The organism is Streptomyces sp. NPDC104814 (assembly GCF_055583185.1).
This window is the reverse complement of sequence record NZ_JBVJOL010000016.1, coordinates 55,410-80,467: the sequence shown is the minus strand read 5'-3', so window position 1 is coordinate 80,467 and position 25,058 is coordinate 55,410. Positions and strand designations below refer to the sequence as shown.

The 25,058-nt window shown below is 72.6% G+C and carries 25 protein-coding genes and 1 riboswitch; of the genes, 17 read left to right on the top strand and 8 right to left on the bottom strand.

The features are described from left to right. Positions 1-129: 129 nt before the first annotated feature. On the top strand, positions 130-1,239 hold the full coding sequence (locus tag ACZ64A_RS35075) for a glycoside hydrolase family 6 protein (protein WP_469816028.1): 1,110 nt from the start codon (positions 130-132) through the stop codon (positions 1,237-1,239). Here the strand turns inward: ACZ64A_RS35075 and ACZ64A_RS35070 are convergent. Next, positions 1,221-2,624, bottom strand: a complete 1,404-nt coding sequence (locus ACZ64A_RS35070) for a uracil-xanthine permease family protein (RefSeq protein WP_469815987.1) — start codon at positions 2,622-2,624, stop codon at positions 1,221-1,223. The genes ACZ64A_RS35075 and ACZ64A_RS35070 overlap by 19 nt on opposite strands. Before the next feature lie 153 nt (positions 2,625-2,777). Here ACZ64A_RS35070 and ACZ64A_RS35065 point away from each other — a divergent pair, with 153 nt between their 5' ends. Continuing rightward, positions 2,778-3,239, top strand: coding sequence for an acyl-CoA thioesterase (locus ACZ64A_RS35065; protein WP_469815986.1), 462 nt, complete (start codon positions 2,778-2,780; stop codon positions 3,237-3,239). Here the strand turns inward: ACZ64A_RS35065 and ACZ64A_RS35060 are convergent. Further along, positions 3,196-4,410, bottom strand: a complete 1,215-nt coding sequence (locus ACZ64A_RS35060; protein ID WP_469815985.1) for an MFS transporter — start codon at positions 4,408-4,410, stop codon at positions 3,196-3,198. The two genes, ACZ64A_RS35065 and ACZ64A_RS35060, sit on opposite strands and share 44 nt — an antisense overlap. A gap of 112 nt (positions 4,411-4,522) precedes the next feature. Between ACZ64A_RS35060 and ACZ64A_RS35055 the strand changes: the two genes are divergently transcribed. Continuing rightward, positions 4,523-5,725: an ROK family transcriptional regulator gene (locus ACZ64A_RS35055; RefSeq protein WP_469815984.1), complete on the top strand. Its 1,203-nt coding sequence runs from the start codon at positions 4,523-4,525 to the stop codon at positions 5,723-5,725. A gap of 178 nt (positions 5,726-5,903) precedes the next feature. Here ACZ64A_RS35055 and ACZ64A_RS35050 read toward each other — a convergent pair whose 3' ends face one another. Together ACZ64A_RS35050 and sigJ are read right to left on the bottom strand one after the other, a co-directional pair. Further along, a complete protein-coding gene (locus ACZ64A_RS35050; protein WP_469815983.1) occupies positions 5,904-6,656 on the bottom strand; it encodes an SDR family oxidoreductase in 753 nt (250 codons plus the stop codon). Between the two features lie 91 nt (positions 6,657-6,747). Next, the gene (gene sigJ, locus ACZ64A_RS35045) at positions 6,748-7,599 is read right to left on the bottom strand and encodes an RNA polymerase sigma factor SigJ (protein ID WP_469815982.1); all 852 of its coding nucleotides are present in this window, start codon (positions 7,597-7,599) and stop codon (positions 6,748-6,750) included. A 308-nt stretch (positions 7,600-7,907) separates the two neighbouring features. Next, positions 7,908-8,038, top strand: a riboswitch (FMN riboswitch). 145 nt (positions 8,039-8,183) lie between these two features. Here sigJ and ACZ64A_RS35040 point away from each other — a divergent pair. From ACZ64A_RS35040 to ACZ64A_RS35000, 9 genes are all read left to right on the top strand, one after another. Beyond that, positions 8,184-8,792: a riboflavin synthase gene (locus ACZ64A_RS35040; RefSeq protein ID WP_469815981.1), complete on the top strand. Its 609-nt coding sequence runs from the start codon at positions 8,184-8,186 to the stop codon at positions 8,790-8,792. After that, positions 8,789-9,430, top strand: a complete 642-nt coding sequence (locus ACZ64A_RS35035) for a nicotinamide mononucleotide transporter family protein (protein WP_469815980.1) — start codon at positions 8,789-8,791, stop codon at positions 9,428-9,430. The genes ACZ64A_RS35040 and ACZ64A_RS35035 overlap by 4 nt, the downstream gene beginning before the upstream one ends. After that, positions 9,427-10,716 carry a bifunctional 3,4-dihydroxy-2-butanone-4-phosphate synthase/GTP cyclohydrolase II gene (locus ACZ64A_RS35030; protein WP_469815979.1) on the top strand — a complete coding sequence of 430 codons (1,290 nt, stop codon included), beginning with the start codon at positions 9,427-9,429 and terminating at the stop codon, positions 10,714-10,716. Before ACZ64A_RS35035 ends, ACZ64A_RS35030 begins: the two co-directional genes overlap by 4 nt. 85 nt (positions 10,717-10,801) lie before the next feature. Beyond that, positions 10,802-11,287, top strand: a complete 486-nt coding sequence (gene ribH / locus ACZ64A_RS35025; protein ID WP_469815978.1) for a 6,7-dimethyl-8-ribityllumazine synthase — start codon at positions 10,802-10,804, stop codon at positions 11,285-11,287. Between the two features lie 34 nt (positions 11,288-11,321). Next, positions 11,322-11,594 (top strand): phosphoribosyl-ATP diphosphatase, encoded by a 273-nt coding sequence (locus ACZ64A_RS35020; protein WP_361634963.1) that lies wholly within the window; start codon positions 11,322-11,324, stop codon positions 11,592-11,594. 55 nt (positions 11,595-11,649) lie between these two features. Continuing rightward, positions 11,650-12,498: an ATP phosphoribosyltransferase gene (gene hisG, locus ACZ64A_RS35015; protein ID WP_469815977.1), complete on the top strand. Its 849-nt coding sequence runs from the start codon at positions 11,650-11,652 to the stop codon at positions 12,496-12,498. A gap of 38 nt (positions 12,499-12,536) precedes the next feature. Next, a complete protein-coding gene (locus ACZ64A_RS35010; RefSeq protein ID WP_469815976.1) occupies positions 12,537-13,007 on the top strand; it encodes a PH domain-containing protein in 471 nt (156 codons plus the stop codon). A gap of 263 nt (positions 13,008-13,270) precedes the next feature. Next, complete coding sequence (locus ACZ64A_RS35005; protein WP_469815975.1) at positions 13,271-14,605, top strand: hemolysin family protein; 1,335 nt, start codon at positions 13,271-13,273, stop codon at positions 14,603-14,605. Continuing rightward, entirely contained in the window at positions 14,602-15,654 is a 1,053-nt protein-coding gene (locus ACZ64A_RS35000) for a hemolysin family protein (RefSeq protein WP_469815974.1), read from the top strand. Before ACZ64A_RS35005 ends, ACZ64A_RS35000 begins: the two co-directional genes overlap by 4 nt. 428 nt (positions 15,655-16,082) lie before the next feature. Here the strand turns inward: ACZ64A_RS35000 and ACZ64A_RS34995 are convergent, their stop codons facing one another. Both ACZ64A_RS34995 and ACZ64A_RS34990 read right to left on the bottom strand, forming a co-directional pair. Continuing rightward, positions 16,083-17,945 (bottom strand): AAA family ATPase, encoded by a 1,863-nt coding sequence (locus tag ACZ64A_RS34995; RefSeq protein WP_469815973.1) that lies wholly within the window; start codon positions 17,943-17,945, stop codon positions 16,083-16,085. Between the two features lie 403 nt (positions 17,946-18,348). Then, positions 18,349-18,981 carry a uridine kinase family protein gene (locus tag ACZ64A_RS34990; protein WP_469815972.1) on the bottom strand — a complete coding sequence of 211 codons (633 nt, stop codon included), beginning with the start codon at positions 18,979-18,981 and terminating at the stop codon, positions 18,349-18,351. A gap of 205 nt (positions 18,982-19,186) precedes the next feature. Between ACZ64A_RS34990 and ACZ64A_RS34985 the strand changes: the two genes are divergently transcribed. From ACZ64A_RS34985 to ACZ64A_RS34970, 4 genes are all read left to right on the top strand, one after another. Beyond that, positions 19,187-20,545, top strand: a complete 1,359-nt coding sequence (locus tag ACZ64A_RS34985; RefSeq protein WP_469815971.1) for a peptidase C39 family protein — start codon at positions 19,187-19,189, stop codon at positions 20,543-20,545. Positions 20,546-20,695: 150 nt separating this feature from the next. Next, entirely contained in the window at positions 20,696-20,836 is a 141-nt protein-coding gene (locus tag ACZ64A_RS34980; RefSeq protein WP_469815970.1) for an SCO1431 family membrane protein, read from the top strand. Between the two features lie 109 nt (positions 20,837-20,945). Further along, positions 20,946-21,608, top strand: a complete 663-nt coding sequence (locus tag ACZ64A_RS34975) for a TetR/AcrR family transcriptional regulator (RefSeq protein ID WP_469815969.1) — start codon at positions 20,946-20,948, stop codon at positions 21,606-21,608. Positions 21,609-21,900: 292 nt separating this feature from the next. Then, complete coding sequence (locus ACZ64A_RS34970) at positions 21,901-23,073, top strand: acyl-CoA dehydrogenase family protein (protein WP_469815968.1); 1,173 nt, start codon at positions 21,901-21,903, stop codon at positions 23,071-23,073. Between the two features lie 355 nt (positions 23,074-23,428). On the opposite strand, the gene ACZ64A_RS34965 is transcribed toward ACZ64A_RS34970, so the two are convergent. Together ACZ64A_RS34965 and ACZ64A_RS34960 are read right to left on the bottom strand one after the other, a co-directional pair. Beyond that, positions 23,429-23,674: a hypothetical protein gene (locus tag ACZ64A_RS34965; protein ID WP_469815967.1), complete on the bottom strand. Its 246-nt coding sequence runs from the start codon at positions 23,672-23,674 to the stop codon at positions 23,429-23,431. Between the two features lie 194 nt (positions 23,675-23,868). Then, positions 23,869-24,306 carry a hypothetical protein gene (locus ACZ64A_RS34960; protein ID WP_469815966.1) on the bottom strand — a complete coding sequence of 146 codons (438 nt, stop codon included), beginning with the start codon at positions 24,304-24,306 and terminating at the stop codon, positions 23,869-23,871. Positions 24,307-24,575: 269 nt separating this feature from the next. On the opposite strand from ACZ64A_RS34960, the gene ACZ64A_RS34955 reads away from it, so the two are divergent. Beyond that, positions 24,576-25,016, top strand: a complete 441-nt coding sequence (locus tag ACZ64A_RS34955) for an Lrp/AsnC family transcriptional regulator (protein WP_006136660.1) — start codon at positions 24,576-24,578, stop codon at positions 25,014-25,016. Positions 25,017-25,058: the final 42 nt, after the last annotated feature.

The window sequence follows — 25,058 nt, the reverse complement described above, 5'->3', positions numbered from 1 at the left end:
GCCGCGCACGGCGCGCCTGCCGTGGGGGAGCGGCCGCAGTGAGGGGGGATCAGGACCGTGTCCGGCTTACGTGCGCGGCGGCTCGCCGCGCGACGGGCCCAGCGCCGGCGTGCCGCGCGGCGCCAGGCGATGCTGGCGGCGGCGTCCGTCGTGGTCGCCGTCGGCGCCGTCACCGGGACGATGTCGGCGCTGGAGGACGGGCGCGGCGTCGACGCGGCCCGGCCGCAGGCGACCCGTTCGACCCGGCTGGACGTCCGGCCGCCCCCGCCGTCCCCGTCCTCGGCGCCGCCCTCGCCGTCGGTGTCCGCCCGGCCGTCCGCGAAGCCGTCCCCCGCTCCGACCGGGAGGAAGCCGCGGCGGGCCGCGCCCGCGCCCCTCACGGGCCTGTACCGGCACCCCGACTCACAGGTCCTGGACTGGGTGCGCGCCCACCCCGGCGATCCGCGCACCGAGGTCATCGCCTCCCGTATCGCCGACCAGCCGGCCGCGGTGTGGTTCGCCGACCACGACACGGGCACGATCGCCGCCCGGGTGCGCGCGGTCACCGCGGGTGCCGCCGCGCAGCGCCGGGTCCCGGTCGTCGTCGCGTACGCGATCCCCGGCCGGGACTGCGGCGGCGCCTCCGAGGGCGGGGCACCCGACCTGGCCTCGTACGACGGCTGGATCGACGGCTTCGCCGCGGGGCTGGGCTCCGGCGAGGTGATCGTCGTCCTGGAGCCGGACGCGATCGCCCAGTCCGACTGTCTGTCCGCCGCCGACCGGGCCGCCCGTTTCGCCTCGCTGGCCCGCGCCGGCCGCGTACTCAAGGCCGCCGACCCGCGGGCCCGGGTCTACCACGACGCCGGGCACTCCGGCTGGCGCGCCCCGGCCGAGCAGGCGGCGCTGCTGCGGCAGGCGGGCGCCGCCTCGGCCGCCTCCTCCGACGGCGTGTTCAGCAATGTCTCCAACTTCCGCCGCACGGCCGACGAGATCGTCTACGACCGGCAGGTGTTGGACGACCTCGGCGGTCCGGCGAGCCTGAGCGCCGTCATCGACACCAGCCGCAACGGCAACGGCGCCCCGGCGGACGGCGCCTGGTGCGACCCGGCCGGCCGCAAGCTGGGCCGCACGCCCACGCTGCGCACGGGTGAGGCACGGATCGACGCCTACCTGTGGGTGAAGCTGCCGGGCGAGTCGGACGGCTGCTCGGGCGCGCCGGGCACCTTCACGCCGTCGTACGCCTACGACTTGGCGCGCTGAGGGCCGTCGTCGCCGTCGGTGCCGTAGGAACTGGTGCCCTCGTCCAGCAGCGGTTCCTGCGTCTTGAGGTGGGCGGGGGCGAAGGCGCGCAGGGCGTGGTAGCCGGTGATGACGACGAGCGTGCCGAGGGCGATGCCGCTGAGCGAGAAGGTGTCGGTGAACTTCATGGTCACGTTGCCGACGCCGATGATGATGCCCGCGGCGGCCGGCACGAGGTTGAGCGGGTTGCGCAGGTCGACCCCCGCGTTGAGCCAGATCTGCGCGCCGAGCAGGCCGATCATGCCGTAGAGGATGACGGTGATGCCGCCGAGCACCCCGCCCGGGATGGCGGCGACGATCGCACCGAACTTCGGGCACAGGCCGAACAGCAGGGCGAAGCCCGCGGCGGCCCAGTAGGCGGCGGTGGAGTAGACGCGGGTGGCGGCCATCACGCCGATGTTCTCGGAGTAGGTGGTGTTGGGCGGGCCGCCGACCGCGGTGGACAGCATCGAGCCGATGCCGTCGGCGGAGATGGCGGTGCCGAGCTTGTCGTCGAGCGGGTCGCCGGTCATCTCGCCGACCGCCTTGACGTGTCCGGCGTTCTCCGCGACCAGGGCGATCACGACGGGGAGGGCGACCAGGATCGCCGACCACTGGAAGGTGGGGCCGTGGAAGGTCGGCAGTCCGACCCAGTCGGCCTTGTGCACGCCGGAGAGGTCCAGGCGCCAGTGGTCGGTGAGCTTGCCGCTCGCGTCCACCGAGTGGATCTTGCCGAAGACCCGGTCGAAGAGCCAGGAGATGCCGTAACCGAAGACCAGGCCGAGGAAGATCGCGATACGGGACCAGAAGCCGCGCAGACAGACCACGGCCAGACCGGTGAACAGCATCACCAGCAGCGCGGTCCACTGGTCCTGCGGCCAGTACGTCGAGGCGGTGACCGGGGCGAGGTTGAAGCCGATCAGCATGACGACCGCGCCGGTCACGATCGGCGGCATCGCCGCGTGGATGATCCGCGCGCCGAACTTCTGCACCGCGAGCCCGACCAGGAACAGCACGACGCCGACGACGAACACCGCGCCGGTGACCGTGGCGCTGGTGCCGCCCTGGGCGCGGATGACGGCGGCGACGCCCACGAACGACAGCGAGCAGCCCAGGTAGCTGGGCACCCGGCCGCGGGTGGCGAGCAGGAACACCACGGTCGCGATGCCCGACATCATGATCGCCAGGTTCGGGTCGAGCCCCATCAGCACGGGCGCCACGAAGGACGCGCCGAACATCGCCACCACGTGCTGGGCGCCGAGGCCGATCGTGCGCGGCCAGGAGAGCCGTTCGTCGGGCCGGACCACCGCTCCGGGGGCCGGGGTGCGTCCGTCGCCGTGCAGTTTCCAGCGGACGCCGAGATCCATGGTGGGTTTCGCTCTCGTCGTGCGGGTGGGCCGCCGACCATTGTCCCCGCTCAGGCGGGTGCCGGGCCGCCGGGCGCCGGGCCCGCCCGAGGAGCGGGCTGAGCGTCCGCTTAGGATGGAGTGGTTGAACCGTCCACCACAGGAGACCCATCCGTGACCGCCGAAGCCCCGATCGCCCCCGCCCTGTCGTACGGCCGGCTGATCCCCGTCACCGTCCACTTCGACGACCTGGACGCGCTCGGCCTGCTGCACAACGCCCGTTACCCGCTGATGGTCGAGCGGGCCTGGGCGCAGTTGTGGCAGGAGCACGGCCTGGTCTTCGAGGGCGACTGGGCGGCGGCCGGCGACGCCTGCAACGCGGTGAAGGAACTGCGGATCACCTACGACGCCCCGGTCACCCGCCCCGGCGTGTACGCCGTCCACCTGTGGCTGGAGCGGCTCGGCACCACCGGCCTGACCTACGGCTTCCGCTTCTGCTCGGCCGACGGGGTGACGACGTACGCGCGCGGCAGCCGGGTGCTCGTCCGGCTCGACGCCGACACGCTGCGCCCGGCGCCGTGGAGCGAGACGTTCAGGGCCGCGGGTCGGGAACTGCTGCGTCCGACGGACGGCTGACCTTCGGCCGGCCCCGGTCACCCGCCCGCAGCACGCCGGCGAACACGGCGAGACCGCAGGCCAGCAGGGTGACCAGACCGAACGACACCACCAGACTGGTCGCCTGGGCGAGTCCGCCGATGGCGCCAGGCGCGACCAGCCCCGAGGTGTAGGTGATGGTCGCGACACCCGCGATGGCCTGGCTCGGGTTCGGACCGCTGCGGCCCGCCGCGGCGAAGCACAGCGGTACGACGACAGCGATGCCGAGACCCATCAGCGCGAACCCGGCCATCGCCGGGGCCGGCTGGCGGGAGACGACGATGAGCAGTCCGCCGAGCACGGCCAGGACCCCGCCCGCCCGCACCGTGCGCACCGAGCCGTAGCGGTCGACGACCCGGTCCCCGGCGATCCGGGCCACCGCCATGGTCAGCGTGAACCCTGTCGTGCAGGCCGCCGCGAGCCCCGCCGAGGTCTCCAGCCGGTCCCGGAGATAGACCGCCGACCAGTCCAGGCTCGCGCCCTCCGCGAACACCGCGCAGAACCCGATCGCGCCGATGAGCAGCGCGGACTTCGGCGGCAGCGCGAACCGCGGCGGCGGCTCCTCGTCCTCGGCGGGCTGCAGGTCCAGCACCCAGGTGCAGGCCCCGATGCCCAGCACGGTCAGCACGGCGGCCGCCAGCGTGTGGTGCAGCCGGGCGTCGGCGCCCAGGTGCGCGGCGAGCGTTCCCGCGGCCGAGCCGACCAGCGCGCCCGCGCTCCACATGCCGTGCAGTCCCGACATGATCGAGCGCCCGAGCCGGTTCTCCACCTCGACGCCGAGCGCGTTCATCGCCACGTCGGCCATGCCCGCGGTCGCGCCGTAGACGAACAGCGCCGGACACAGGGTGAGCAGGCTCGGCGCGAGGGACGGCAGGATGAGCGACAGTGTCCACAGGGCCATCAGTCCGCGCAGGGCGTTGCGGGCGCCGAAGGTGTGGCTGATGCGGCCGGCGAGCGGCATCGCCAGGGACGCGCCGAGCGCCGGGAAGGCGAGGGCCAGGCCCAGCTGTCCCGCGCTCACCGCGGCGTGCTCCTGGATCCACGGCACCCGTGTGGCGAAAGAGCCGGTCACCGCGCCGTGCACGGCGAACACGGCGGCCACGGCGTACCGCGCCCGCCGCACGGCGCGCTGGTCGTAGGACACTGCCTTCATTCTCCCCGCCCCTCCCGGACATGCTCGCCCGCTGTGCGGCCCGTGAAGTCGCCGCCGCGTCGCAGCAAACTATCAGGAACCCTGCCTGATAGATACCGGATATCATCCGCCCATGCCCGCATCACCGCGCACCGCCCGGGCCCTCAACGACCGGCTCGCCCTGCGGCTGCTCCAGCAGGAGGGCCCGCTGACGGCCGCCCGGCTCAAAGAGCTGACCGGCCTGTCCCGGCCAACGGTCGCCGACCTCGTCGAGCGCCTCATGGCCGCCGGCCTGATCACCGTCGTCGGCGAGGCCGGAGAACAGCGCCGCGGCCCCAACGCCAAGCTCTACGGCATCGTCGCCGCCCGCGCCCACCTCGCCGCGCTCGACGTGCGCACCGAGGGTGTCGCCGTCCTCGTCTCCGACCTGGTCGGACGCGTCCTGGCCGAGGCGTCCGCGCCGATCGCCGGCGAGAGCGGGACGGGTCCGGCCGTGGAGCAGGCGGTCGCGCTGGTCGAGCGCGCGGTGAAAGAGGCCGGCGCCGACCGGCTGCACACCGTCGGCATCGGCGCGCCCGGCCTCATCGACCCCGCCACCGGTGAACTCCGTGATTCGGGCGGCCTGCCCGCCTGGCACCGCCGCCTGGTCGCCGCCCTCCAGGAGCGCCTGCCCGACGCCCGCGTCAGCGTCGAGAACGAGACGAACCTCGCCGCCCTGGCCGAGCAGCGCGAAGGCGCCGCCCGCGACCGCGACACCTTCGTCCTGCTGTGGCTCGGCCACGGCACCGGCGCCGCGGTTGTGCTCGACGGGGCGCTGCGGCGGGGCGCCTCCGGCGGCACCGGGGAGATCGGGTTCCTGCCGGTGCCCGGCACGGCGGGACTGCCGTCGGCGACGGGCTGCGAGGGGGGCTTCCACTCGCTGGCGGGTGCGGCGGCGGTCGCCGGGCTGGCGGCGGAGCACGGGCTGCGCGGCACGGCCCGGGAGGGCGAGCCGGTGGGCGCGGCGGTCGTCCGCGTCGCGGTGGCGGCCTCCCGGCAGGCCGCGGTCCCCGGGGCCGGCGACCGCTTCCTCGACGCGCTCGCCGGTCGGATCGCCGTCGGCGCCGCCTCCGTCGTGGCCGTCCTCGACCCGGGCTGCCTGGTCCTCGGCGGCGAGCTGGGGCAGGCCGGGGGAGAGGCACTCGCACGCCGGGTTCAGGAACGCCTCGACGCGATGTCTCCGCTGCCCACCCAGGTCCGGGCGAGCACACTCGGCGGCGGCGCAGTCCTGCGCGGCGCGCTCCTGACGGCCCGGGAACGCGCGCAGGACGAGCTGTTCGCCGGGCCGGAGGGGTAGCGGGGCGGCCGTCCCATTCGGCGGGGAGGACGGCTCGGCAGCGCGGAGGTCTGCTCGGCGGGGAGGACGGCTCGGCAGCCCGGAGGTCTGCTCGGCGGGGAGGCCGCTCGGCGGGAAGGACTGCTCGCCGCGGGGACCGCTCGGCGGGGAGGGCCGCTCAGCGGGCCGCCGTGTCGCCTCAGTGGGCCGCCGGGTCGCCGAAGCGCTTCGCCAGGTACTCCTCGAACGTGCCCACGCCCACGGCCTGGTGCGGCGCGAGGTGGCCGCCGGCCCGGAACGCGCGATACGCCGCGCCCCACAGCCGCACCGGCATCAGAGGCCGGCGCCGGCCCGTCGCCCGCAGCCACGCCCGGGCCAGGGAGTCCAGCGTGCGCACCTCGGGGCCGCCCATGTCCGCCACCCGGCCCGCGGGCGCGCCGAGGGCCAGCTCGGCCAGCCGACCGGCGACCTCCGCCACCTCGATCGGCTGGTCGCTCAGCCCGGCCGGAACCGGCATCACCGGCGACTTCGCCAGTGTGGCGAGCACCTGCACCACCAGATCGTGGAACTGTGTCGTCCGCAGGATCGTCCAGCCCAGACCGGACCCCTCCACCAGCTTTTCCACCGCGAGCTTGGAGCGGTAGTAGCCGAAGGGCACCCGGTCCACGCCGACGATCGAGATGTACACCAGATGGCCCACCCCGGCCCGCCGCGCCGCCGCGATCAGATTCCCGGCCGCGCGCTCGTCGCCGCGCGGGCCGCTCGCGCAGTGGACGACCGTGTCCACACCCGCCACGGCCGCCTCCAGACCGGGACCGCCCTCGCGCAGATCGGCGGCGTACGGCTGGGTGTGCCGGCTGAGCACGCGCACCTCGTGGCCGCCCGCGCGCAGCCGCTCGGTGACGAGCCGGCCGAGGGTGCCGGTGCCGCCGGTCACCAGGATCGTGGTCATGCTGTTCAGCTCCTTCACGGCGCCGGGCGCTCCCGGACGGAGCGCCCCTCACCAGCTGGGACCGGACAGCCCGCGAGAATGTGACAGGTACCTACGACCGGTCGAGCTGACGGCGTACGAACTCCAGCTTGTCCGGATTCATCACCGTCCACGCTTCGGTGATCAGACCGTCGCGGTACTCGAAGGCGACCACCCCGGTCAGCGTGTCACCGGCCCGCAGGAGCAGGGCGTCCGCGCCGTTCACCTCCGCGACCGCGAAGTCCATGTCCGCGCCGTACTTGCGGGCGATGCCCAGCAGGAAGCGCAGGACCTTCTCCCGGCCGCGGACGGGCCGCAGGGCCGCACTGACCTTGCCGCCTCCGTCGCTCCACCAGGTCACGTCGTCGGCGAGCAGCTTCTCCAGCCCGGCGAGGTCGCCGTCCCGGGCGGCGGAGAGGAACGTGGCGACCAGCTCGCGCTGCCGGTCGGGCGCCGGCCGGAACCGGTTCTCGGCCGCCTCAAGCCGCTTCAGCGCCCGCCGGTGCAGCTGGCGGCAGTTGGCCTCGCTCAGGTCCAGCACATCCGCGATCTCACGGTGGCCGTAGCCGAACGCCTCGCGCAGCACATACACCGCCCGCTCGGTCGGAGTGAGCCGCTCCAGCAGGACCAGCAGGGCCACGGACACCGCCTCGCGCTGCTCGGCGGACTCCTGGGGGCCGAGCGTGCCGTCCAGGGTGACGACGGGCTCCGGCAGCCAGGTGCCGACATAGCTCTCGCGCCGGGCCCGGGCGGACGTCAGGCGGTTGAGGCACAGGTTGGTGACCACCTTGGCGAGCCAGGCCCCGGGATGGGTGATCCCGGCGACGGTGTCCTCGGCCTCGTGAGCGGAACCCAGCATGCGGTAGGCCAGACCGAACAGACGGGGGCGGTGGGCCTCGAACTCCTCGGCGAGCGCGGTCGTCATGAACTCACCCTGCCAGGCGGGCCGCCGCCCGGACATGGGAGGACCCGGCGGCGGGCAAGGGCCGTCGTCACCGCCGCCGGGCCCGTCTGCGCGGGCGGCCCGGCAGGCCCCCGGTCCTGGGACGGTCCGCTCCCGCCGGCGGCAACACGGTCCACCCGCTGGGAAGTTGCGCCGACCATAGGGAGGACTAGACCAATGTGTCAACAGGTATGGACCAATGCGAGGTGCAGCTCGCCCTGTGAGCCACTCCACAGACATCACCCGTATGGACGGACGGCGGCCGTGGCACACTGGCCCTGTACCTAAAGCAGCGCACTCCGGGGTCGGTGAAAGTCCGAACCGGCGGTTAAAGTCCGCGACCCGGTCACCTCCAGTGACCGGTTGACCAGGTGAAATTCCTGGACCGACGGTTAAAGTCCGGATGGGAGGCAGTGCGCGGCGGGCGGGCATCCATGCGCGCCGCCGTATTCGCTCGTCCGTGTGGACGGGTCTGTCCGGCGTCGCCCCCGGTGTTCCTGCCCGTGGTCTCTGTCGTATCGACAGCCCCGGAGTCCGTGCCCCCATGAGGCAGGAGGACCCGGGAAGTGTTCACCGGAATCGTCGAAGAGCTGGGCGAGATCACCGCCGTCGAGACCCTCGACGACGCCTGTCGCTTCCGGCTGCGCGGGCCCGTCGTCACCGAGGGCGCGAAGCACGGAGACTCCATCGCCGTCAACGGCGTCTGCCTCACCGTCGTCGAACACGAGGGCGACGAGTTCACCGCCGACGTCATGGCGGAGACCCTGAACCGCTCCAGCCTCGGCGCCCTCACCGTCGGCTCCCGGGTCAACCTCGAACGCCCCATGGCCGTCGGCGACCGCCTCGGCGGGCACATCGTGCAGGGGCACGTGGACGGCACCGGCGAGATCCTCGAGCGCAAGCCCTCCGAGCACTGGGAGATCGTGAAGATCTCCCTCCCCGCCGATCTCTCCCGCTACGTGGTCGAGAAGGGCTCCATCACCGTGGACGGCATCAGCCTCACGGTCGTCGACGCCGGCCCCGACTTCTTCACGGTCAGCCTCATCCCGACCACCCTCGCCCTGACCACGCTCGGCCACAAGCAGCCCGGCGACCCGGTCAACCTCGAAGTGGACGTCATCGCCAAGTACGTCGAGCGGATGCTCGGCGACCGCCTCCCGGGGGCCGGCCGATGAGCTGGATGAACTCCGAGGCGTTCAGCCTCTTCGGCCAGCACATCATCTGGTCGGACATGGTCGGCAACATCCTCGGCCTGATCACCCTCGCCCTCGGCTGGCGCCGCCATGTGTGGACCTGGCCGGTGCAGTTCCTGTCCGGGCTGGTCCTTTTCGGCGCCTTCTACGGCCACCTCACCGGCAGCGCCGGCAAGCAGGTCGTCGTCATGGCCGTCGCGCTGTACGGCTGGTGGCAGTGGCAGCGAGGCCGGGGCAAGGCCGAGGACGGCCGGATCACCGTCCGGTTCGCGACCTGGACCGAGCGCGGCGCGATGCTCGCCGCGGCCGCCGCGGGGACCGTCGCCGTCGCCCTGCTCTTCACCGCCTACCCGAAGCTCTCCTGGGACCCCTGGCCCGACGCCTACATCTTCGTCGGCACCATCGTCGCCATGTACGCCCAGGCCAAGGGCATGGTCGAGTTCTGGTTCGCCTGGCTGCTCGTCGACCTCGTCGGCGTCCCCCTGAACTTCGCCAACGGCTACGCCTTCTCCGGATTCGTCTACGTCATCTACGGCGCGCTCGTCCTGTGGGGCATGCGCGACTGGTGGCTGCGCTCCCGCCGGAACGCGCAGCCCGCCCTGGAAGGAGCGCCGGCATGAGCACCGCACCGATCCTGTACTCCACCGACGGCATCGAGGACTTCTCCCTCGACCCCATCGAGCAGGCCATCGCCGACATCGCCGCCGGCCGGCCGGTCGTGGTCGTCGACGACGAGGACCGCGAGAACGAGGGCGACCTCGTCATCGCCGCCGAGAAGGCGACCGAGGAGATCGTCGCCTTCATGATGAGCGAGTGCCGCGGCCTGATCTGCGCCCCGATGGAGGGCGACGAACTGGACCGGCTCGAACTGCCGCAGATGGTCCAGGACAACACCGAGTCCATGAAGACCGCCTTCACGGTCTCCGTCGACGCCTCCGGCGCCCACGGTGTGACCACCGGCATCTCGGCCTCCGACCGCGCCACCACGCTGCGACTGCTGGCGGGCGGCACCGCCGAACCCACCGACCTGGTGCGCCCCGGTCATGTCTTCCCGCTGCGCGCCCGCTCCGGCGGTGTGCTGGTCCGCAACGGCCACACCGAGGCCGCCGTCGACCTCGCCCGCCTCGCGGGCCTGCGCCCGGCCGGCGCCATCGTAGAGATCGCCGGTGAGGACGGACGCATGCTGCGGCTGCCCGAGCTGATCCCCTTCGCCCGCAAGCACGGCCTGACGATCATCTCCATCGAGGATCTGATCGCCTACCGCCGCAGCAGCGAGCCCACCGTCCGCCGCGAGGCCGAGGTCCACCTGCCGACCGCGCACGGCACCTTCACCGCCTACGGCTATCGCTCCACCGTCGACGGCGTCGAGCACGTCGCCCTCGTCCACGGCGAGATCGGCGACGGCACCGACGTCCTGGTCCGGGTCCACTCCGAATGCCTCACCGGCGACGTCTTCGGCTCCCAGCGCTGCGACTGCGGTCCCCAGCTCGACGCCTCCCTGGAGCGCATCCACACCGAGGGGCGCGGTGTCGTCGTCTACCTGCGCGGGCACGAGGGGCGCGGCATCGGCCTGATGTCCAAGCTGCGCGCCTACGAACTCCAGGAACGCGGACGCGACACCCTGGACGCCAACCTGGAACTGGGGCTGCCCGCCGACGCCCGGGACTACGCGGCCGGCGCGCAGATCCTGACCGACCTCGGCGTGCGCAGCGTCCGCCTGATGACCAACAACCCCGACAAGACCGACGCGCTCCAGCGGCACGGCATCGAGGTCACGGGCCGGGAGCCGATGGCCGTGACGGCCGGCGAGCACAATCTGCGCTATCTGCGCACCAAGCGGGACCGGATGGGGCACGACCTGCCCTGGCTGGACCCGGCCCCCGCGACCACCTGCGGCAACCAGTAGGACTCCGCGGGACCAGCAGACCAGCAGGACCAGCAGGACCAAGCAGAACCAGCAGGACCAGTAAGAAACGGCACTGAGGAGAGACGTGAGCGGCAAGGGCGCACCGGAGCTGTCCGTACGCAATGTGGGTGACCTGCGGGTCGCCGTCATCGCGGCACAGTGGCACGAGAAGGTGATGGACGGTCTGGTGGACGGCGCCCTGCGCGCCCTGCACGAGATGGGCATCGACGAGCCGACCCTGCTCCGGGTCCCCGGCAGCTGGGAGCTGCCGGTGGCGGCCAAGGTCATGGCCGAGCGCGGCTACGACGCGGTCGTCGCCCTCGGTGTCGTCATCCGCGGCGGCACCCCGCACTTCGACTACGTCTGCCAGGGCGTCACCCAGGGCCTGACCCAGGTGTCGGTCACCACCGGCGTGCCCGTCGGCTTCGGCGTGCTCACCTGCGACAACGACGAGCAGGCCCTCGACCGGGCCGGCCTGGAGGGCTCCAGCGAGGACAAGGGCCATGAGGCGGTGACGGCGGCGGTAGCCACCGCGGCCACGCTGCGCTCAGTATCTGAACCGTGGCACTAGGCCGTGCGGCACACCGCGTAGAGTGGGCGGCACCATGTCCAAGAAGACGTTCGAGGAGCTCTTCACCGAGCTCCAGCACAAGGCCGCCCAGGGCGATCCCGCCACCTCCCGCACCGCCGAGCTGGTGAGCAAGGGCGTCCATGCCATCGGCAAGAAGGTCGTCGAAGAGGCCGCAGAGGTCTGGATGGCCGCCGAGTACGAGGGCAAGGAGGCGGCGGCCGAGGAGATCTCCCAGCTGCTGTACCACCTCCAGGTGATGATGGTCGCTCGCGGGATCTCCCTCGACGACGTCTACGCGCACCTGTAAGCCGCACGCCCTCACCCGCCCTGCCCCACCCCTTCACACAAAGGAAGCCGACCTCATGCTGCGCATCGCCGTCCCCAACAAGGGTTCACTGTCCGGCCCTGCGGCGGAGATGCTGCATGAGGCCGGCTACCAGCAGCGCCGCGAGTCGAAAGAGCTGCGCATCGTCGACCCGGAGAACGACGTCGAGTTCTTCTACCTCCGGCCCCGCGACATCGCCATCTACGTCTCCTCCGGCATGCTCGACATCGGCATCACCGGCCGTGACCTGCTGATCGACTCCAGCGCGGACGCCGAGGAGATCCTGCCGCTCGGCTTCGCCCGCTCCACGTTCCGCTTCGCCGCCAAGCCCGGCGCGGTCGCGAGCCTGGCGGACCTCAAGGGCAAGACCGTCGCCACCTCCTACGAGGGCATCGTCTCCCAGCACCTGGCCGACCAGGGCGTCGACGCCGCCGTGGTGCACCTCGACGGCGCCGTCGAGACCGCGATCGAGCTGGGTGTCGCCGAGGCCATCGCCGACGTCGTCGAGACCGGCACCTCGCTGCGCAACGCCGGCCTCGAGGTGTTCGGCGAGCCGATCATGAAGTCCGAGGCGGTCGTCATCCGCCGTACCGGCGCCGGCACCGAGGAACCCAAGGTCCAGCAGTTCCTGCGGCGCCTTCAGGGCGTCCTCGTGGCCCGGACCTACGTGATGATGGACTACGACATCCGCGCCGAGCACCTCGAGGAGGCCGTCGCCGTCACGCCCGGTCTCGAGGGCCCGACCGTCTCCCCGCTGCACAACGAGGGCTGGGTCGCCGTCCGCGCGATGGTGCCGACCAAGGAGGCCCAGCGGATCATGGACGACCTGTACGCCATTGGAGCGCGGGCCATCCTGACCACGGCCATCCACGCCTGCCGGCTCTGAGCGGCGGCCGTCCGTCGCCTCTGTGGGATCTTCCTGACATGTCCGATCTGCCCTCTCTTCCCGTCACGTTCCGGCCGGCCCGCACCCGGGTCGTCCTGCTCACCGCCGGTGTCGTGATCTTCGTCGTGATCTCCACGGTCGCCCTGCTGCTGGAGCAGCTCAGCCCGGGGGAGAAGCTCAGCTTCGTCTTCACCGGGGCGCTGCTCTTCGGCGTCCTGCTGTGGCTGTCGCGGCCCAAGGTCGTCGCCGACGAGTCCGGCGTCACCGTGGTCAACTTCGCCAGCAGCCGCCGGCTGGAGTGGGCGGAGATCCTCAAGGTGAACCTGCGCGCCGGCGACCCGTGGGTGTTCCTCAATCTCAGCGACGGCACCAGCCTGCCCGCCCTCGGCATCCAGCCCGGCATCAACAAGCAGCGCGCCCTCGCCGACGCGAACACCCTGCGGGCGCTGGTCGAGGCCCGGTCCATCACCGACCCCGACACCCCCGGCGACTCCGACGGGCGGCCCTGAGCCCGCGCGCGGAACCGTTCGGGCGAAGATCAGGGGCCAACTCGGGGTCGTCCACCCTGCCGTAGTGCCCCACCTCTTGATTAATCTGGGGGCGGAGGCGTTTTCGCTGCGCCCCGCCCCTGCACGCCGCCCGGCGTCCGGGGCCCCTGCTATTGCGAGGAGTGACCCTCTCCGGCGATGGACGGATCGTCCTGTAGTACCTGCGCCGCCCCCTGCCGACATACCGCGGCCCCGCGCCACGGACACCCGCAGGCGGCGGCATCATGACCATCCCCCTGCTGCTCCTGGCAGCCGCGTTCCTGCTGATCCTCGCCAACGGATTCTTCGTGGCCGCCGAGTTCGGCCTGGTCACGGTGGAGCGTCCGGAGGCCGAGAAGGCCGCCGCCGACGGCGACAAGCGCGCCCGAACGGTCGTCGACTCCCTGAAGGAACTGTCCTTCCAGCTGTCCGGCACCCAGCTCGGCATCACCATCACCTCCCTCGTCGTCGGCATGCTCGCCGAACCGGCGCTGGCCCGGCTGCTGCGCGGCCCCTTCACCGCGATCGGCATTCCCGAGGGCGCCGTCTCCGGGATCGCGGTGGTCGTCGGCATGCTGCTCGCCTCCGCCGTGCAGATGGTGATCGGCGAACTGGTGCCGAAGAACTGGGCCGTCTCGCGCCCGCTGCAGGTCGCCCGGTTCGTCGCCGGCCCGCAGCACGTGTTCTCGCGCCTGTTCCGGCCGGTGATCGCCGCCCTCAACACCGTCGCCAACCGGCTCGTACGGGCCCTGGGCGTCGAGCCCGCCGAGGAGCTGGCCTCCGCCCGCACCCCGGGTGAGCTGGTCTCCCTGGCCCGGCACTCCGCACAGGCCGGAGCGCTCGAGCAGGACACGGCCGACCTGTTCGTACGGACCCTCTCCCTCGGCGAGCTGACCGCGCAGCACGTGATGACGCCGCGGGTGAGGGTGAGCGCGCTGCAGGCGTCGGCGACCGCGGAGGACGTGGTGAACCTGACCCGGGCGACCGGGCTGTCACGGTTCCCCGTCTACCGGGAGAAGATCGACGAAATCGTCGGCATGGCCCATCTGAAGGACGCGCTGGCCGTGCCCGCGCACGACCGGCTGCGCACGCCGGTCGGCCGGATCGCCCGGCCCGCGCTGCTGGTGCCGGAGACCCTGCCGGTGCAGCCGCTGCTGACCCGGCTGCGCAGCGAGCAGCCGATCGCCGTCGTCGTCGACGAGTACGGCGGTACGGCCGGGGTGGTCACCCTGGAGGACATCGTCGAGGAGCTCGTCGGCGAGGTGCGCGACGAGCACGATGTGCACGATCTGCCCGAGCTGGCGCCCGCGCCGCCGGAGGACGGGCGGCCCGCCTGGGACGTCGACGGCAGCTGCCGGGTCGACCTGCTCCAGCGCGTCGGCTTCGAGGCGCCCGAGGGGCCGTACGAGACCGTCGCCGGGCTGGTCGCCGACCTGCTCGGGCGGATTCCCGCGCCGGGCGACAAGGCAGAGCTGCCCGGGTGGCGGCTGTCCGTCCGGCAGGTGGGGCACTACCGCGCCGAGCGGGTGCGCCTGGTCCGGACGGCACCGGCCGTGAACGTGATGGAGGCCGTGCGATGAGCGTTCTCCAACTCGTTTTCGCCGCGCTGCTCGTGCTGACCAACGGGTTCTTCGTCGGCGCCGAGTTCGCGCTGGTCTCCGTGCGGCGCAGCCAGATCGAACCGCTCGGGACCGCGCGGGCCCGGCAGGTGCTGTACGGCCTCGAACACCTGCCGCAGATGATGGCCGCGGCGCAGTTCGGGATCACGGTGTGCTCCCTGACACTGGGTGCGGTGGCCGAGCCGACGGTCGCGCATCTGCTGGAGCCGGTGTTCGCGTGGGTGCGGATGCCGGAGGGGGTGATCCATCCCCTCGGGTATGTGATCGCGCTGGCCGCGGTGGTCTTCTTCCACCTGGTGATCGGCGAGATGGTCCCGAAGAACCTCGCGATGGCCGCGCCGGAGAAGGCCGCGCTGTGGCTGAGCCCGGGGCTGGTGGCGTTCGCACGGCTGTGCAAGCCGATCACCGTGGCGCTGGGGGCCTGTGCGAAGGGCATCCTGCGGTTGTTCCGGGTGGAGCCCAAGGACGAGGTCGAGGCGGTGTTCACCAGCGAGCAGCTCAACCGGCTGGTCGAGGACTCCGGGCAGGCCGGACTGCTCGACCCGGAGGAGCAGGAGCGGCTGGAGGACGCGCTGGAGCTGGGGTCCCGGCCGGTGACCGATGTACTGCTGAAGCGGGAGTCGCTGGTGACGGTGCCGCCGTCGGTGACGCCGGGGCAGATCGTCGAGCTGACCGCTCGGACCGGGTACTCGCGGTTCCCGGTGGCGGCGGAGCGGGGGTCGGCGTTCATGGGGTACGTGCACGTCAAGGACGTACTCGACCTCGAGGACTCCGACCGGGCGGTGCCGCAGCAGGTGTGGCGGCCGATGACGACGCTGCGGGCGGAGCTGCCGCTGGACGACGCGCTGACGGTGATGCGGCGGGCGGCCACGCATCTGGCGCAGGTCGCCGACGGGGCGGGGCGTGTGCTGGGGGTGGTGGCGCTGGAGGATGTGCTGGAGCTGCTGGTGGGGGAGGTACGGGACCCCGCGCATCGCGCTGCGGCGGCGGAGCAGGTGTTGGCTTCGTAGGGTGTGTCGTCTCGTCCGGTGCGGGTGCGTGTGCCTGCGGCGCGGGGTGCGTTGTCGGCTGCGGGTGCGTGTGCCTGCGGCGCTGGGTGCGTTGTCGGCTGCGGGTTTCGTTGTGGCTGGTCGCGCAGTTCCCCGCGCCCCTTTTGTGCCTGCGGCGGCCCGTTGCGGTCGCGTCGTGGCGTGCGTCGCCTACGGCCGGTTTCTGAGTCGGGGCCGGGGCGGGGGGTGTCCGTCCTCGGTCCGGCCGCCCGTTTCCGACGAGGGGCGCCGTTGGCCGGTGCCGGACGCTGCGGGCGGACACCCCCCACCCCGTCCCCTCCCCGCCGCGGGCGGCTGCACCTACGCGGTGGCGCGCGGCGGCCGCATGCCGACCCAGCTGCGGGCAGCCGTCCCCCCAAGCTCTTCGAGCAGGGTCCTGGTGTCGTCGGCTAGTGGGCCGATGGGTCCTGGGGGGCTCGGCCTGAGAGGACCTCGCCGTAGGCCTGCATGAGGTCTGCCAGGCGTAGCGTGGCGAGGTCGTCGCGGGAGAGGGGGCCCGCGCAGGCCGACAGCCGCAGATCCCGGTACGCGCAGCTCTTCTCGTACAGCGTCCGCAGAAAGCGGCCGTTGCCGAGTTCGTCGATCCAGCCCTGGTCGACCACGTGCCCGGCGATCGAGCGCAGCTCGTCGAGGGCCTCCTCGTCCCACAGGTCGCCGTTCTCCGCGGCGAGGACCTTGCCGATCTCGGTGAGCTCGAGCGGGCGGTAGGAGGGGAAGTCCACGCGCGTGGTGAAGCGGGAGGACAGGCCGGGGTTCGCCGTGAGCAGGCGGTCCATGCCCTCCGGGTAACCCGCGAGGATGACGACGAGGTGGTCGCGGTTGTCCTCCGCCCGCTTCAGCAGGACCTGGAGCGCCTCGTCGCCGTACGCGTCGCCCTTGCCGTAGCCGGAGTTGGACAGGGAGTAGGCCTCGTCGACGAAGAGGACGCCGCCCAGGGCCGAGTCGATGAGTTCGTTGGCCTTCACCGCGGTCTGGCCGAGGTATTCACCGACCAGGTCCGCCCGCTGCGCCTCGACCAGGTGGTCGCCGCCGAGCAGGCCCAGGGCGTAGAACACGCGGCCGAGGATACGGGCGACGGTGGTCTTGCCGGTGCCCGAGGGGCCGGAGAAGACGAAGTGCCGCTTGGGCGGCTGGACCGGCAGGCCCTGGCCGGCGCGCAGCCGGGCCATGTTCAACTGTGCCGACAACGCCTTGACTTGGCGTTTCACGGGCTCCAGACCCACCATGCGCTCCAGCTCGGCGAGCGCCTCCTCGAGTAACGCCGGGTCGGTCGGGCCGGCCGGCAGGTGCGAGGGCGCGGTCGTCTTCTCGCGCACCACCGGGGCCGGCACGGACGGTACGGGCGGCAGGTCCAGGTCGGTCAGCCTCAGGTCGCGGCCCTCGGTGCCGAAGAGCGGGTCCAGACCGTCGGGGCCGTCCGCGCCGTCCTGGCCGGTGCCGGTGAGGGTCACCGCCGCGAGGTCGGCCGGGTCGGTGGTGACGTCGTAGCCGTCGCCCTCGGCGATCGCCGCGAGCCGGGCCGAGGTGTCCATGAAGGCGGGGTCGACGCGGTGGACCGCTCGGTACAGCGGGAGGGCCGCGGCGGAGCGGCCGGTGCCCTCGTGGGCGCGGGCCAGCCAGTAGCGCAGCTCCTTGCGCTGGGGCTGTTCGCTGCGGCAGCGCATCAGGGCGGTGGCGAGGAGGGGTTCGGCCTGGCCGTACATCTCCAGGCGGACCCTCGCCATGCCGCCGAACAGGCCCGCCTCGATGCCGAGGAGGGGGTCGTCCAGGAGGGGGTCGGTGTGGCGGACCAGCTCCTCCCAGTCCTTGACCAGATAGGAGCGGCAGGCGTGCAGGAAACGGACCTGCGGGTCGGTGTCCACGGGGGGCAGCCCGGCGAGGGCGCGGTCCAGTTCCGGGACGTGGCGGCCGTCCAGCCAGTGCGAGGCGTGCGCGAGGAGGAGGTCGCGCGGGGTCTCCAGGACGGGCTGCACCCACCAGCCCAGCCAGTACCAGGAGTTGAGCGTACGGCGGTGCCGGGCGCGCTGCTCGCCGAAGCGGTCCCGGTGGCGGTACATGCGCAGCAGGGCGGTGGTGGTGTCCACGCGCAGCGCGTGCAGTCCCAGCCAGCCGTCGGCCATGCCGGGATCGATCCGCACCGCTGTGCGGAACTCCTCCTCCGCCTGCGGGTAGCCGCCCATGGTGTAGGCGTCCACGCCTCGTAGCCAGGCGAGGTCGGCCGGGGCCTCGGGGCCCCGCGTGCCGAAGTCCATCACGTCCCCCACAAACCGTGCCCCCGCCGATGCCTTGGTTCGAACCGCTGTGCCGCGGACCGGAGTTGCAGGTGCGCGAAGCAGCGTCCGTAGGTCGCACCGAGGGCATCGTACCCATGGGTCGGTGGTGGGCCGAAGGGTGTGGCACCGGCCGTTTGGTGAGGTGGGAGCAGACGGGGCGCACACGGGGTGGTCACCGAGGGTGAGCGCGCGGCGCCTCACAGCGGCCGTGCGGGGCGGTGAGGGCAGAACGAAGCCCCCGGTCACGGGGGAACAACCAGGGGCTTCGCGTCGCGGGGGCGGCTTCATTTGCCGCACATTGAGAACGTAAGTCCTGTACGGGCCCAGGGTCAAGCGGAGTTGGGACACTTGGCCAAGTTCCCGCGCAAGGGTCTTCACAGGTTCACCACATCGCGGACGGTCCGTCACCGTGAGTGATGTCGTGGTCCTCGGCGGCAGTCGCACCAGGCCCCGGCAGCACCTCGTATCCCGTGGTCAACTGCCGTACCAGAAGGTGCGCGTGGGGGCGCGAGGGGTCCGCGGCGAAGTGTCTTTCCTCCGCCTCGGTCCATCCGGTCCAGAACTCCCGCTGTTCCGCTCCGTCCCGCTGTCTGCCGCGCTCCCACGCCTGCTCGCGCGGCAGGTCCAGCCACAGCAGGCGCGCGAGGTGGGGACGCAGGGCGCGACGGCCCGCGCCGACTCCCTCGATCAGCACGACCGGCGCGGCCGGGAGCGGCACCGGCGCTCCGAAGCGGCGGGCGCGCCAGTCGTAGGGCCTGTAGCGGGCCGTCTCGCCGCGTCCGAACGGTTCGATCACCTGGCGGCGCAGCCGGTCCGTCCAGGCGAACAGCTCCTCGTGGCTGGCGATGTCGTCCAGGTGCAGGACCGGGGCGTCGCCCAGGGCTTCGGCCAGCCGCCCGGCGAAGGTCGACTTCCCGGAGCCGGCGTGTCCGTCGACGCCGACCAGGCGCACCGGGCCGCAGGACGCGGGGAGCCGGCGCAGACGGGCGGCGAGCAGGTGCAGGGTGTCGGGCATCGTCCGGTGGTGGTTCGGGGGCTGGAGCGGTGGCGGGGAGAGTGTACGGCCGCCGCCGCCCAGGTCATGCCAGGGGTATGGACCAATATTGGTGGCGCGGCATGCCCGTCGGGTGCTGGCCAGTGCCGTCCCCTGCGGTCATAGTGGGGCCCACTGCCGCACGGACCTGCCTGCCCCGACTCGCATCCCTGGGGGTCTTTTGCCCATGAGCAGAGCCGAACAGCCCTCCCGCAGAACCCTGCTGGCCGCCGCGGTCACCGCCGCGGTGGCCGGTGGCGCCGGCCCCGTCCTGGCCGCGGGCGGTGCGTCCGCCGCCGGTCGCGCCACCCCGGCCCGTCCCGTCGACTACCGCTCCTGGATCACGTACACCGACTGGCGGGGCGGTACCGCGCTCGGTGCCCGGGCCGTCGCGGGCGTCCGTCCCGGTCTCGTCATCGGTGAGGCGGCCGGCACCACCGACTACACCGACCCGCACACCGGCACCACCGCCCGGTGGGAGTACGCCACCTGGACCTCCCCGGTCCACCGGCCGGCCGTCCCGGCCACCGAGGCGGTCGCCTCCTGGAACGCCCGCACCCCCGCGGGCACCTGGATCCAGATCGAGCTGCAGGGCACCTACACCGACGGCACCACGACCCCCTGGTACGTGATGGGCCGCTGGGCGGCCGGTGACGGGGACATCCGGCGCACCTCCGTCGACGGCCAGACGGACGGCAGGAGCAGCATCTGGACCGACACCTTCTCCATCGACGACGCCGCCTCCGGCCTGCGGCTGGCCTCCTACCGGCTCCGGCTGACCCTGTACCGGCGCCCGGGGCTGAAGGCCACGCCGACGGTGTGGCGGCTCGGAGCCATGGCCTCCGACATCCCCGACCGCTTCACGGTCCCCGCCTCCACCCCGGGCCTCGCCCGCGAACTGGCCGTCCCCCGCTACTCGCAGGAGATCCACAAGGGCCAGTACCCGGAGTACGACAACGGCGGCGAGGCCTGGTGCAGCCCCACCTCCTCGCAGATGATCATCGAGTACTGGGGCGGTCGGCTCACCCCGCAGCAACTGGCCTGGGTGGATCCGACGTACGCCGACCCGCAGGTCTGCCACGCGGCCCGGTACACCTACGACCATCAGTACGGCGGCTGCGGCAACTGGCCCTTCAACGCCGCCTATGCCGCCACCTTCCCGGACCTGCAGGGTGTGGTCACCCGGCTCACCTCGCTGACCGACCTGGAGACCCTGATCGCGGCCGGCATCCCGGCCATGACGTCCCAGTCCTTCCTGAAGACCGAACTGACCGGGGCCGGTTACGGCACCTCGGGGCACCTGATGACGGTGATCGGCTTCACGGCCGACGGCGACGTCGTCGCCAACGACCCGGCCTCACCGAACGACGCGGCCGTACGACGGGTCTACCTGCGCCGGGAGTTCGAGAACATCTGGCTCAGGACCAAGCGCTACAACGCCTCCGGCAAGGTCGTCTCCGGCACCGGAGGCGTCTGTTACCTGTACTTCCCGGCCCGCCCGACCCCGCGGCAGCGCGCCGCGCTGGCGGCGGTGGGCGTGCGCTGAGCTGCCCTGGACGGCCTCCGGGGGCCGACCCGGTGGCCGTCTCCCGAGGGGGCTGTGACCAACCTCTCCGCCAAAAACGGGGCCGTGGGTGGCATGGTGGACGATCGGCGGGGAACTGCCCCGCACCCGCGACCACAGTGAGACGACGCCATGACCGCACACACGGCCACCGCCCTCCGCGCACGCACCGGCGGCCCCCGCGACGACGGCCCGAAGATCCTCGAGCATGCGATGGGCTGGGTGCTCGTCATCGTGGTCGCGATGCTCGTCAGCCGGCTCGGACTGCTCTGAACCGCCCTTGGTCCGGGCGGTTCTCGCCGCTCGGACAGCTGTGATCTGAGGCATACCCGACCTGCCATACTGCGGCATGTCCGCCGCCCGCAGGAACCCGGGGTCGACCTTGAACCTCAGCCATCAGCCCGCTGCCGTCGCCGTTCCGGGACCCCGCGGCACGGAGCGCTCGCTGGCGCGCCGCACCGAACTGATCGCCATCGGGCGCCGGCTGTTCGCCGACACCTCCTACGACGCCCTGTCGATGGACGACATCGCCCGCCAGGCCCATGTCGCCAAGGGACTGATCTACTACTACTTCCGGTCCAAGCGCGGCTACTACCTGGCCATCGTCCAGGACGCCGTCGCCGACCTGGTCGCCTTCGCCGCGAGCGGCGCGGACCTGCCCGCGGTGGACCGTGTGCACCGCACCATCGACGGCTATCTGCGCTACGCCGAGCAGAACCAGGCCGCCTACCGCACCATCGTCAGCGGCGGCGTCGGCTTCGACACCGAGGTGCACGCCATACGCGACTCGGTGCGCGAGGCGATCATCCTCACCATCGCCGAGGGCGCCTACGGCCACGGCGACCTGACCCCGCCGGCCCGCATGGGCCTGCTGTCCTGGGTGTGCGGGGTCGAGGGCGCCACCCTCGACTGGGTCGACCGCCCCGAGCTGTCCCGGGACGCGATGCGCGAGCTGCTGGTGAGGACCCTGGGTGGTGTCCTGCGCGCCATCGAGGAGATCGAGCCGGCCTGCCCGGCCCCCGATCCCGCCCGCCGCGACGGCTGACACCGGCGGAGCCGCGCCCCGATCCGGCTCTGCCGGAGCTTTCCGTTCCGGCGCGCTCGGAGAGTCCCGTTCCGGCCCCGTGACAGGACCCCGGATTTTTATTTGAAGTAAGCGGTCGTTAACTGGTGACGCGCCCCCCTGGATCGGGCATACTCACAGCGCAGCCGCTGGTCAGCAGTGTTCCGAGACCCGGAAACGCCCGCCCCGACCGGCACCCGGAAAGACCCGGCGGAGCCGCCCCCACCCCGGGCGCACGTCCGCCGACGTGCCCGACAGGGAGGAGAGCGTCGCCATGCCCGACCGCGCCCCGCAGCCGGTGGACCGTCTGCTGCCCACGGAGGAGGCCCGGGATCTGATCTCGCTCGTCCGTGACATAGCGCAGCGCGAGATCGCCCCGAAGGCTGCCGAGGAGGAGGACGCCGGACGCTTCCCCCGCGAGGTCTTCTCCCTCCTCTCCGAGTCCGGACTGCTCGGTCTGCCCTACGACTCCGAGTACGGCGGCGGCGACCAGCCGTACGAGGTCTACCTCCAGGTGCTGGAGGAGCTGGCCGCTGCCCGTCTCACCGTCGGTCTCGGCGTCAGCGTGCACACCCTCGCCTGCCACGCCCTCGCGACCTTCGGCAGCAAGCAGCAACAGGTCGAGCACCTGCCCGCGATGCTCGGCGGAGGCCTGCTGGGCGCCTACTGCCTGTCCGAGCCGGCCTCCGGCTCCGACGCGGCCTCCCTGCGCACCAAGGCCGTCCGGGACGGCGACGACTGGGTGATCACCGGCACCAAGGCCTGGATCACACACGGTGGGGTCGCCGACTTCTACACCGTGATGGCCCGCACCGGCGAGGAGGGCCCGCGCGGGATCACGGCCTTCCTGGTGCCGGGGGACGCCGAGGGGCTGAGCGCCGCGGCGCCCGAGAAGAAGATGGGCATGAAGGGCTCGCCCACCGCGCAGGTCCACTTCGACGGCGTCCGCGTCGGCGACGACCGGCGCATCGGTGAGGAGGGCCAGGGCTTCACCATCGCCCTGTCGGCACTGGACTCCGGCCGGCTCGGCATCGCGGCCTGCGCCATCGGCGTGGCCCAGGCGGCGCTCGACGAGGCGGTGACGTACGCGACCGAGCGGCGGCAGTTCGGCAAGCCGATCGCCGACTTCCAGGGGCTGCGCTTCATGCTCGCCGACATGGCGACCCAGATCGAGGCGGGCCGGGCCCTGTACCTGACCGCGGCCCGGCTGAAGGACGCGGGCCGGCCGTTCGCCAAGCAGGCGGCCATGGCCAAGCTGCACTGCACCGACGCGGCGATGAAGGTCACCACCGACGCCGTCCAGATCCTCGGCGGCTACGGCTACACCGCCGACTTCCCGGCCGAGCGGTTCATGCGCGAGGCCAAGGTGCTGCAGATCGTCGAGGGCACGAACCAGATCCAGCGCATGGTCATCGCCCGCCACCTCGCGGGCCCGGAAACCCGCTGACCGACGCAGCGGGGGCACCTGGCCCGCCGGTCCTGGGGGAGCGGTGCTCCGACGGCCACATGGCGTGCCGGTCCAGTGGGAGCGGTGCTCCGCCGGGCGCTTGGCCTGTCGGGGCCAGGTTCCGGGCTGGGTGCGGGCCGTGGGGCCTGCGGGTCCGGGGCCCGACTGGGCGCAGGCGCGGGTCTGCGGGACCGGGGCGGGTTCCAGTTGCGTGCGGGCGTGGCCTGCCGGGGGCGGGCTCGGGCCGCTGAGCCCCGTCGCCCGCCGGCTCGGTGAGGACCCGCGTGGCCCGCGCACCCTGGGGGCGAGGCCCAGCGCCCCACCGAACGCGAGCCCCTCGCGCCCCGTTGCCCGATCAGCCCGGGTCGCCCAGGCCGCGGTAGCCGCCGAACTGGCCCGGGCGGACCAGCGGGGCCGCCAGCCGGGCCCACTCCGGGTCGTGGCGGCCCGGCAGGGTACGGCCGCCCTCCGCCCACACTCGCAGCACCGCACGGTAGATGGGCGGGTCCGGATGCTGCGGCGGGGCCAGCGGAACCGATTCTGCGGGCGGCGGCACGAAGAGGCGCCGCTCATGTCCGGTCGTCGCATACGTGCGGGTCATACCCGGGCAACGCGACAGCGGTCCGCGAGGTCACCGGCCCGCGGAATCGGGCGTGCGTTCGCGCCGGACTCCGTCCTCGTGCGGCCCTCCAGGGCCACCTGGGGCACCGTCAATCCGTACGCGCCGTAAGCCATTTGGTGACGCCTGCGCCACGGCGGCCTCGCCGCCGTGGCGCAGATCGGTCACGCGTGACGTCAGGCGGCGCGCCGCATCGTCGGCACCCGCATCGGGCGCGAGCCCGGGCCGCCGACGTGCGAGAAGGGCTGCGTCCGCCAGTCGAGCCCCTGAGGGAGCGTCAACAGCAGGGCCGTGTCCTGCTCCTGGGGCGCGAACGACTCGTCCGCGGGCCGGGCGTCGGAGGCCCGGCGGCCCGTACCGGCACACACCGTGAGCCCGAACGGGTTCCACGGCGAGGCGCACAGCGCGTGCTCCGGCAGGACCTCCTCGTCCGCCAGCAACGCGATCGGCTGCGCGCAGTCCGGGCAGATCACCCGGTACATCTCGAAGGTGTCGTAGGCGTCGAACTCCTCGCCGTCGTCGAGGGCGTCGGGTTCGACGCCCTCCGGCTCGGGCTCGACGACGAGCTGCTGCCGCTTGGGCACGGAGCGACCAGGGCGCTTAAGACTCTGCATGGGATTCTCCCCCTCGGGCTGGGCCGTGAAGGCACTGCGGCCTCGACCACAGCAAGCACTTCCCGCCCGCTCTCGGGGGTAATCACGAGACCATCACGGAGACGGTTCCAGCCGTGTGGCGTTCGTCACATGCCGTGTGCAGGTGACCGGGAGCGGGCCGCGCGCCGCCCGGATGGCGCACCAAGGGCCGGCCGCCAGGTCACGAACCGGGTATGACCTGGGCTTGGGAGGTATCCGAGGAGATCACCCGCCCTGTAGGTTTCTGCGTCATGGAGGAGCTGGACCGTCAGATCGTGCAGCTGCTCGTCAAGGACGGGCGGATGAGCTACACGGACCTGGGCAAGGCCACGGGCCTGTCCACGTCAGCCGTGCACCAGCGGGTGCGCCGGCTCGAGCAGCGTGGCGTCATCCGCGGTTACGCGGCCGTCGTCGACCCGGAGGCCGTCGGGCTGCCGATGACCGCGTTCATCTCGGTCAAACCGTTCGACCCCAGCGCGCCCGACGACATCGCCGACCGGCTCGCCGGCGTGCCCGAGATCGAGGCCTGCCACAGCGTCGCCGGCGACGAGAACTACATCCTCAAGGTGCGTGTGGCCACCCCGCACGAACTGGAGGAGCTGCTCGCCCGGGTCCGCTCGCTGGCCGGCGTGTCCACCCGCACCACGGTGGTGCTGTCCACGCCGTACGAGGCACGGCCGCCGCGCATCTGAGCCCACCTGGGTGCGAAGCGGTCCGGGCCAGGCGCGAGACTG